This window comes from Bacillus sp. Root131 (assembly GCF_001429475.1).
GTDB classification, from domain to species: Bacteria; Bacillota; Bacilli; order Bacillales; family Bacillaceae_G; genus Bacillus_A; species Bacillus_A thuringiensis_S.
Window position 1 is genome coordinate 1 of the sequence record NZ_LMJQ01000029.1, and the last position, 6,979, is coordinate 6,979.

A 6,979-nucleotide genomic window follows, 5' to 3' on the forward strand; every position below is an offset into this window, starting at 1 on the left:
CCAAACCCCACAAGGGGAACTCTTCCCCTTGCCAAACCCCACAAGGGGAACTCTTCCCCTTGACCCCACCAATCGAACTCCCCAACCCCTCAATCCTTGAGGGGCTCCCTCGCCGGTTGGCGTCCCCAAAACGATTCGTTTTGATGAACTGCCAAGAGGATGGAGAAGCGGCTGCACGTGTCCATTCCTTAATGCTCCTTTCATAGGTCAGCACAAACCGCTGACCCATTCCAGTCCGCTTACCATGGACACTTACCGCTTATTTTTCTTCTCCCAATAGTCGTTTTGCGAGTTGTTCCAATCGCTCGTTAAATGGATAACTTTGCCCGTCCCCCGAAAAGGGGTATTAAGACAAAATATTCCATATCATTTGTAGACGACTTTATGGTTCAACCTTAGTTATTCGATTTGTAACATAAATGTTATGTTTATGGACAGACGATAAAACCTAATAATATCAACGATTTTTAGCTGTAATCGTGTTCATAAAGTGTGTATACAAATCAGTGTTCAATTAAACTTAGGGTTTTATCTTTGTGAACATATACTTATCTTTAAAAAACATTGTAATGATAAGGGTTTGTAGTCCTTAGCGTACAATTTTCCCGAAATGGTGTCGTGAGGCCTATTAGCTCGTTATATTCCCTAAAACCCTAAATTTAGGGAATCTTTTAGGAACCCCGATTTTCCTAGTCTAGAATGCTCCCTATTTATTCTCCCTAAATTTAAGCAGATCAAGAAAAAGAGGACTGTAACAAAATCAACGTTATATCATAAAATCGAAAAATGCGGGATAGTGAAGGAATCTTAACTTTGCTGTATCTATATTTACGAATAGAATTACTAAAATGTCTCTGAATCGAGTAGGACAGACTGATTTAGAGACATTTTCTTGTATGGAACCATTCCTTAATGTACCTTTTGGCGGCGATGGACAAGAACCCCAATATTTCACTATACTAGCCCTATACACATACATATAATATGTCTGTTGTTGTTTTTAAAAATGTTAAATAATCCCTATTTTTGTTTATTAGGCTTAATGAAAAAAACTCCGATTGAAAAATCGGAGTTTTTTTCATTAACCAATTCGAAATACACCTATAGATACATTTCCAAATACAGAATTTTCAACATCATTATTTACAACTGTTATTACTTGAGATGCTGAAATATTAACAATTGCATATGTCATAACTTGTGTCCCTGATATTGGAGTAGAACCAAATGGAAGATTAGCTAAAGAACTAGTTTGTGGTATCAATATTCCATTTAATGCAAGAGCTATAGCTGCCCTAGCATTTACTGGGGATTCTATAGTCCCTTTAGCAATTATATAATACGTTCCTGTTGTTGATACTGAAATACCTGGGGAAGCTAATGTTAATATCGTTCCATTACGAGTTACAGTAGTAGTCATAGGAATAGGAGCATTTCTACCTGGTGAACCTACAACATTAATATTTGTACTAGGATTTGCTACATAAATATTATTAGCAGTTAATGTAGGACCAACAGGTCCTTGAGGTCCTTGAGGTCCTTGAGGTCCTTGAGGTCCTGTTGGTCCTTGAATACCTTGGTTTCCTTGAGGACCAGTTGGTCCTCTAGCTCCAGCTGGTCCTTGAATACCTTGAGGTCCTTGAGGTCCTGTTGGTCCTCTAGCTCCAGCTGGTCCCTGAATACCTTGGTTTCCTTGAGGTCCTGTTGGTCCTTCTGGGCCAGGTTCTCCCTGAATGCCTTGATTTCCTTGAGGCCCTGTTGGCCCAGCTGGGCCAGGCGGCCCTTGTAGCCCAGTTGCACCTGTTGGACCGGTTGCACCACCACCAGGTCCAGTTGGACCAGTCGGACCGGTTGCACCACCACCAGGACCTGTTGGGCCTGCAGGACCTGTTGGGCCCGTTGCACCAGCTCCTGGACCTGTTGGACCTGGCAAACCAGTAGGCCCTGTTACACCAGCTCCAGTAGGTCCGACTGGTCCAGTTGGACCTGGATCTCCTTGTTCGCCTTGAATACCTGGTACTCCTTGTGGTCCATCTGGACCAGGATCCCCTTGTTCGCCTTGAATACCTGGTACTCCTTGTGGTCCAGTCGGACCTGGATCTCCCTGTTCTCCCTGAATACCTGGTACTCCTTGTGGTCCAGTCGGACCTGGATCTCCTTGTTCACCTTGAATACCCGGTACCCCTTGTGGACCTGCTGGACCTGGATCTCCCGTAGGTCCTGGTGGTCCTGTTATTCCTTCTCCTGTTCCAGTAGGTCCAGTAGGACCTACTGGACCTGTTGACCCCGTAGGTCCCGTTGGCCCTTCTTGCAAAGGAGGAAACGCACAGGGGAAGGGAATATGATTACATTTATCAAATTTATTAAACTTACTCATCTTTTCACCAACTTTTTTTCAAATTAATTGCAATTAATTGAATAAATACATACTTAATATGCTTATGAAATGAATCTGACAACGGTTTGTGTAGATACCAATCTTTTTTATTTTTCTACTTGAAATTGTATACAGGATTTTATACAAAAAAAGTAAAAAACAAAATGAGTAAGAATTTCTAGAATCCTCGATCTATCCACAATATATAAAATCCCGTATACAGATAGCGAGACAAAAAAAGAAGAATCTCTGTACATACAAGGATTTTATAAAAAAACTCGCTACCGATAATAGGGGTAAACCCAGCATCTTCAAATGAATCGATAATTTTGAAATTTACTGACAATTAACAGGTGTTTTTATGTTTTCCGAGCTTTAAATCCAAATTTTTGAGTTTTATGCCACTTTTTGTTAATGCATCTTTTCAAGAAGGTAGGACATGGCAATACCTAAAATTAGGTTGTTGCTCTGGACGATTAAATTATTTAGGCGTTTGGACTAAAGATGAACCACTTTAATAGTCATTTAATTTTCCGAACATTCAAAAAAATGTCCGTTTCACTCGGAGATGCTGGTTCTACCCCTACCATGGACTCTTATCTTTTTATAAATTTCATATTCACTCAAATAACTCTGTAAACATAAATATAATATACCTATTGTTGCTTTTGAACTTGTTGAAGAATGCCCGTTTAAAAACGGACATTCTTTTATTTGTGTCCCATGTTTTTGGGTGTGAGTGCTGGCTAGTCGTGTGGGGGCTAAACCCCACATAGCGTTGATCTGTATGAAAAAGAATCATACTTTGAACGGAAGAACTGGCGGTTCGGCTGGTACAATTCCTGGTCCAAGTCGAACAACTTAACCCCGTTTTTGGTCTGTTCGGCTTGGCAAAAGCTAAAAACCAGCCGAAAAAAGTTTAGCAAGGATGAAACATAGTGAAAAAGGTGGAGATTTTTGAGTGCTTTTTACTCAAAAATACTACCTGTTCCTTGCGGAACTTTTAGCCTTTATATATAGAGTGAGAAGAGAGAGGGTTTTAAATAGGGCATAAACGGTTGATATAACTAGGTTTATGATGTTTTTCGTGTGTATCGAAAACAATACACATTCGTATCGAAAACAATACACACGAAAATAAGTAAAAAAATAAGATTGACCAATTGTCAATCTTAAAATAATTTATCTGGCAAATCTTTTAATATTTTCATTTTCATCGATTTATAAAAGATTGCTTTAAGTGCTTCATTTACATTATCCTTATCTCCTGCATAAATAATGTGTGGATTTACAAATAATGAATAAGCTTTTGCATTATTCCCGTCAATTCCACTTTCAGCTTTCGCTAATATCCCTTTCTTAACTAAAGAATTTACTGAAAGACTAGTATTCGCTCGTGTTAATCCAATTTTTTTTGCAAGTCCTGAAATATTCAACGGAACTGGATTTTTTGATTTCACATCATCAACAATACAGTTTGAATTAAAAGCAATCGAAGAAACAATATCAATTAAAAATGTTTTTTCTTTAGCCGTTAAGTATTCCCTTTCCCTTAAAAATTCATAATTACTTTGCAAAATTTGAGCAAACCTCACTTTCGAATGTAGGCTTTTTTTAGTACCTATGTAAAGTTCTTTACCAGTTGCTTTTGCCATAGTTTCCATCGCTTTTTCTAATTCAACTTTGGAAACTTCATTATGATCTTTCTTAAATTTTTCATTTTCCATTTCTAAATCACGTATTCTTGCATTTTTCTCAACTTGTTTAAATTCAATCGTATTTGGCATGTTATTCTCCTCATTTCTAGTATTTACAACTAGCGAAGAGGCTTTTATTTTGTTATTATGTATATAGAATGTTTTCTATGAGTCTAATACTCTAATAATCTTTTATAAAGATACAAAAAAGCCTCTTCACTATGATTGTTGCGGACACTCCAATTATAGCATGAATGGCTTTTTTTGTTTTATCTTATCTGACTTTTTATATTTATTTCAGCATAATGAATGTATACTTTCCTTACCGGAATGTCTATTTTTCTGAAAACCTCTTAAAATCCAATAAAATCATTACTTTGAAAGTAAACTTCTATTCACAAGTTTACTTTCGATAAAGATAAAAAAGAGAACCAACTCTGTATAACAGTTGGTTCTCTTTTTTATCTTTTGTTCCTACTAGGGTAAGGATACACCAATTTATTTCGTCCCAACTTTATGGCATGGGTACTCCAAAAAAAACAGCTTCTATCTTTACAATTATTGTAGCATATTTTATTTTTTTTGTGTATTTTAAACAGCCACTAAACGACCACTGAGGGCAACTGGAAGACCACAGAACGGCTATAAACGACCACCAGACGACCACAGATCATAGAAAAAGCGTACCAGCTAGAAAGCTTTAGAAACCTAATAGGCACAGCCTATTTTCCCACTTTTTATACAAAGTGGGATTCGGTTTCCTTATGCTCTTTTTAATACTTATATTTTACTCTCCAAAAAAAAGTGCAAAATCTATTAATAGATTCCGCACCAACAACAGATAAAAATACAGTCACTAGAAACATAGGAGAGTGTTTCACCACTTATTATAAACCATATCTTTACATTTTTGTGTTCGAATTTGAAAATATGTAAAGATTCATCCTTTTATTTTTTGAATTTTATTTCAATTTGTAGTATACTAAATTTATACAAACTATTAATCTCCTTACGCGTTATCTGATAGTGCACAACAAAAAAACCAATTCCCGTGTAATGGAATTGGTTTTTTTGTGCAATTCAATCAATACAGCAACTTGAACCCACATTTTCAAATGTAGTCTTATCAATCTTAACATAATTTTAATTACATAAACGCAAAAAATCTCTTTATATGCACACATATAAAGAGATTTTTAAATGGATGAAACCCATAAATTAGTTAGTGATGAATAATTATAGTATATCACAAAACGTTTCTAACGTTCCATGTCATATCCTTTCTGTCTACTTCTTATTTCTCTTGTATGTTCACGTTCAAATTGATTATCTACACCCTTCATATCCAGTTCGTTTTTAATAAGTCCTCTAAATGCCTTAAATTGCTCTTTAAAGACTTTTTTCGTCTGTTGATATAAAACCTTTATATTCATCTGTAAATCTCTTATATGAGCCTTTAAAGTGCCTATTTCAGTATGCAATTCTTTATTTACTTCTTCTAATTTCCGATTTTGTTTATAAGAATGTTTTAAAGCAAGATTATTCCCCTCTATTGTTTCTTCTAAATATTTATTATCTTCTCGTAAACTTTGATTCTCTTTTACAAGATCCGTCTTCTGTAAACGTTCATAATCTTTTTTAACAATAACGGCTGCATTCACTTTTTCTGTCATATCTCTCCATTGCTCACGTGTAACCACAATGTTTCCTGTTTTCTTCTCAGTAATTTCTGGCTTTCCAAACAGTTTCGTTGTTACTTCTGTTTTTGTTTCTTCTCGCAAATAAGACATTGACACTGGCTTATCCGGAATTTGATTTCGAAACGTTTCAAATTCCTGTTTCTTTTCTTTTATTTTTTTATCTAAACTCAAAAATTGTTGCTGAATTTTTTGTAACGTTTCATTCTGTTTTTCGATGTAGTTTGTGGTTTGTTGTAATTGATTATGCGTTTCCACTACTTTTGTCTTTAAATGCGTTTTTACATTGGATAACTGTTCCACTTCTACTTCTAAATCTTGTTTTTCCTTAAAGGCTTGGGGCGATAAATGTTTTTTCTCAGAACCTTCTCCCCGCTCTACATCAAAACCTTTTTCCCGCATTTCCAACGGGAAGTCCTGTTGTAAAGATATGAGCTCTTTTCTCATAAACATATCTTTTGCCGACAAACGGTTGTCTTCTGTAATTGGCATCACACCAATATGCATATGTGGTGTTGCTTCATCCATATGAACCATCGCATACAACGTGTTTTGTTTGCCATAACGCTTTTGAATAAACGCTAGTGAACTCTCAAAATAACGTTTCTGTTCTTCTAAACTTAATGAATGCATGTAATCAGGCGAAGCTGTTACTACAAATTCTGAAAGCACAACAGAATTTGCCCGTGGCTTTCGTTTTACTCGCTCACTGATCTCTTGTTTAATTGTGCTTTCATATCTAATTTTTTGTTGATTCAACAAATCATAATTCTGTTCACTTTTCGAATAATCGATGTCTAAATTTGATTTACTTTTTCCTTGTCTTTGATTATGTTTTTGAATCCCTTGCACATCAGAAATTTGAAATTTCTGCATGTGAATGATTGCGAATTTGTTCATGTTTTTCCCTCACAATTGTCTTCCGTAAGAGGACTACTTTTAAGGTTATTATAACATATCGAGAGAGCGAATCCAAAGTTTTGGTATAGCCTACTATACCAAATTTCATTTGGTGTGGGCTCTGCGAGACCTTGTTGGCTTCGCCAAATCACGCCACAGCGTGATAAAAACCAGGGGCTTTGCCCCAAACCCCACAAGGGGAACTCTTCCCCTTGACCCCACCAATCGAACTCCCCAACCCCTCAATCCTTGAGGGGCTCCCTCGCCGGTTGGCGTCCCCAAAACGATTCGTTTTGATGAACTGCCAT

General features: G+C 36.5%; 3 protein-coding genes. All 3 read right to left on the reverse strand.

All coding sequences use genetic code 11. The annotated features are described in order from the left end of the window. Nucleotides 1–1,081 precede the first annotated feature (1,081 nt). The 3 genes from ASE54_RS26805 to mobV all read right to left on the reverse strand — a co-directional run bounded on the left by ASE54_RS26805 (nucleotide 1,082) and on the right by mobV (nucleotide 6,671). A complete protein-coding gene (locus ASE54_RS26805; RefSeq protein WP_000033084.1) occupies nucleotides 1,082–2,377 on the reverse strand; it encodes a collagen-like protein in 1,296 nt (431 codons plus the stop codon). A 1,172-nt stretch (nucleotides 2,378–3,549) separates the two neighbouring features. Then, nucleotides 3,550–4,164, reverse strand: a complete 615-nt coding sequence (locus ASE54_RS26810; protein WP_001133992.1) for a MarR family transcriptional regulator — start codon at nucleotides 4,162–4,164, stop codon at nucleotides 3,550–3,552. A gap of 1,169 nt (nucleotides 4,165–5,333) precedes the next feature. Then, a complete protein-coding gene (gene mobV / locus ASE54_RS26815; RefSeq protein WP_001031674.1) occupies nucleotides 5,334–6,671 on the reverse strand; it encodes a MobV family relaxase in 1,338 nt (445 codons plus the stop codon). Nucleotides 6,672–6,979 lie beyond the last annotated feature (308 nt).